This window comes from Pseudoxanthomonas sp. F11 (assembly GCF_037046485.1).
Lineage (GTDB): Bacteria > Pseudomonadota > Gammaproteobacteria > Xanthomonadales > Xanthomonadaceae > Pseudoxanthomonas_A.
In genome coordinates, this window is sequence record NZ_JBANLZ010000009.1 from 1 (window position 1) to 2,524 (window position 2,524).

The 2,524-nt window shown below is 67.5% G+C and carries 3 protein-coding genes; all 3 read right to left on the bottom strand.

Going from position 1 to position 2,524, the window contains the following annotated elements; all coding sequences use genetic code 11:
- On the bottom strand, positions 1 to 1,376 hold a 1,376-nt coding region (locus V8246_RS17000), incomplete at its 3' end, for a cache domain-containing protein (protein WP_336190298.1).
- Positions 1,377 to 1,592: 216 nt separating this feature from the next.
- Positions 1,593 to 2,081, bottom strand: coding sequence for a chemotaxis protein CheW (locus V8246_RS17005; protein ID WP_162111477.1), 489 nt, complete (start codon positions 2,079 to 2,081; stop codon positions 1,593 to 1,595).
- Between the two features lie 94 nt (positions 2,082 to 2,175).
- Positions 2,176 to 2,524: methyl-accepting chemotaxis protein (locus V8246_RS17010; RefSeq protein WP_336190300.1), on the bottom strand; the 349-nt coding region annotated here is incomplete at its 5' end.

A 2,524-nucleotide genomic window follows, 5' to 3' on the forward strand; every position in this document is an offset into this window, starting at 1 on the left:
GTGGAGGCGTCCTGGATGCGGCCGACGATGTCGGTCAGCTGGGCCACCGTCGCATTGGCATCGTCGCGCATGCGGGCGAACACACCGTGGAAGTCGCCTTCCATGCGCGCGCTCAGGTCGCCGTCGGCGATGGCGCGCAGCAGGGCGGACAGTTCGGCCAGATTGCGGTCGCTGGTGGCCATCATCGCATTGAGGCCCTGCACCATGTGCAGGAAGTCGTGGCGGAAACCCGTCTCGTCGCCACGGACCGAGAAGTCGCCCGCCGCCGCCGCCGCCGCCAGGCGCTTGATCTCGCCGTTGATCGCCAACAGGCTGGTTTTCGCCGCATCCATCGCTTCATGCAGGAAGGCGCGCGTGCCGGGCAGGCGGCGTGCGTCCTGGCTCAGGTCGCCGCTGGCATAGCGCTCCAGGATGCCGACCGCATCGCGGAAAGCATCCAGGTGTTCGAACATCATGGTGTTGATGCCGCCGGCCAGTTCGCCGTACACGCCCGGGAAGTCCTCCGGCATGCGGTGGCTGATGTCTTCGGCGGCATGCAGGCGGATCATGTCGCGCGTCTCGTGGGAGAAGCGCTCCAGCATGTGCACCATCTCGTCGGTGGCCTTCAGCATCTGGCCGACCTCGTCCCGGCCGTGGTGTCCGGTGCGCACGCTCAAGTCGCCACGCGAGACGCCCTTGATGGCGGCCAGTGCGCGAGAAACGGGTTCCAGCACCGACTGGCCGATCACCCAGCCGATCGCCGTGCTCAGCAGGACCAGCAGGCCGCCGGCGAGGGTCATGATGAAGGTGAACTGCAGCGCCTGGGCCTGGGTGTCGTCGACGTAGACACCGGTGCCGATCACCCAGCCCCAAGGACGGTACAGCACGGCGTACGAGGTCTTCGGTACCGGATCCTGCTCGCCGGCCTTGGCCCAGCTGTAATCGACGTGGCCGCCGCCGGCCTGTGCCACGCGGACGAACTCGGGGAAGATGCGCTTGCCGTCCGGGCTCAGCACGTCGTTCAGCGGCTTGCCGATCAGGTCGGGCCGGGTGGGGTGCATCAGCATGGTCGGGATTTCGTCGGTCACGAAGAAGTAGTCCACGCCCTTGTTGGCCTGCATGGTGGACAGCGTGGCAAGCGCGCGCGCCTTGGCCTCGTCCTCGTCCAGCGCGCCGCGCTTGGCCTGGTCGGCGTAACCCTCGATCACGCCCAGCGCCATCTCGGTCTGCGCTTTCAGTCCTTCCTGCCGCGTGCCGGTCAGGTCCAGGTACTGCATGCGTGCGGCGACGACGGCCAGCGCGATGGTACCCACGGCGACCAGTGCGGTCTGGATCAGGAACTTGCGCTTGAGGGGAAGATGGGAAAGGGATTTGGCGAGGCGGGCATTGACGTTCATGCGGAGATCTCTGGCGGCAGGCGCGATACGTGGGCGTTCGGGAGGCGGGAGCCGATGGCCCTCCCGATGGATATCGGCGCGTGTCGCCGGAATTTCAGCGCATTTCGGACTTCTGCGACGAAAGGCGGATGCGTCCGCCGGGCGAGGCGCGGAAAACAAAAGGACCGCGGGCCTTGCGGCCGGCGGTCCCGGGAAACGGCGCGTCGCGGGCGGGGGTCAGGCCGCGACCTGCTCCGGCAGCGGCTGGCCGAAGTCGGCGCTGTCGATCAGCGTCTCGATGTCCAGCAGGATCAGCATGCGATCGTCCACGGTGCCGATGCCCGAGATGAAGCGGGTGTCGACGCTGGCGCCGAATTCGGGCGTGGGGCGGATCTGTTCGGCGTTCAGCGCGATCACGTCGGACACGCTGTCCACGACGATGCCGACCACGCGGTCCTCCACGTTCAGCACGATCATCACAGTAAAGGCGTCGTAGCGCGCCTCCTTCAGGCGCAGCTTCAGGCGCAGGTCGATGACCGGCACGATGGTGCCGCGCAGGTTGATCACGCCCTTGATGTAGTCGGGGGCGTCGGGCAGGCGGGTGACCGAGTCGTAGCCGCGGATTTCCTGGACTTTCAGGATGTCCACGCCGTAATGCTCTTCTCCCAGGGTGAAGCTGAGGAACTCGTCCGCACTTGCTGCGGCCTGGGTCTTGTTGTCGCTCATGGATCGGGCTCCTGTGGCAGCCGGAAAGGGGGCGGGGTTCCCGGGGCGGAACCGGTCAAGGCCTAGATCGGCCCCGGGCGGGGTTTCTTTAGGGTCAGTAGGGTCGGGTTTCGGACAGGGCGCGGGGCGAGGCCGCCGACGCGATGCGGGTCACGCGCTCCTGCACCAGCCGGGCCACGTGTCCATGCTCGCCCAGCCGGAAGGTGGCCACGGCCTCGCTCAAGGCCTGGGCCTGCTCTTCCATGGAGCGGGCGGCGGCCGAGGCTTCCTCCACCAGCGCAGCGTTCTGCTGGGTGGTCTCGTCCATCTGGGTGATGGTCTGGTTGACCTGTTCGATGCCGGCCGACTGTTCCTGCGAGGCGGCACTGATCTCGGCCATGATGTCGGTCACGCGCTGCACGCTGGCCACGATCTCGCCCATGGTGGCGCCGGCCTGGTGCACC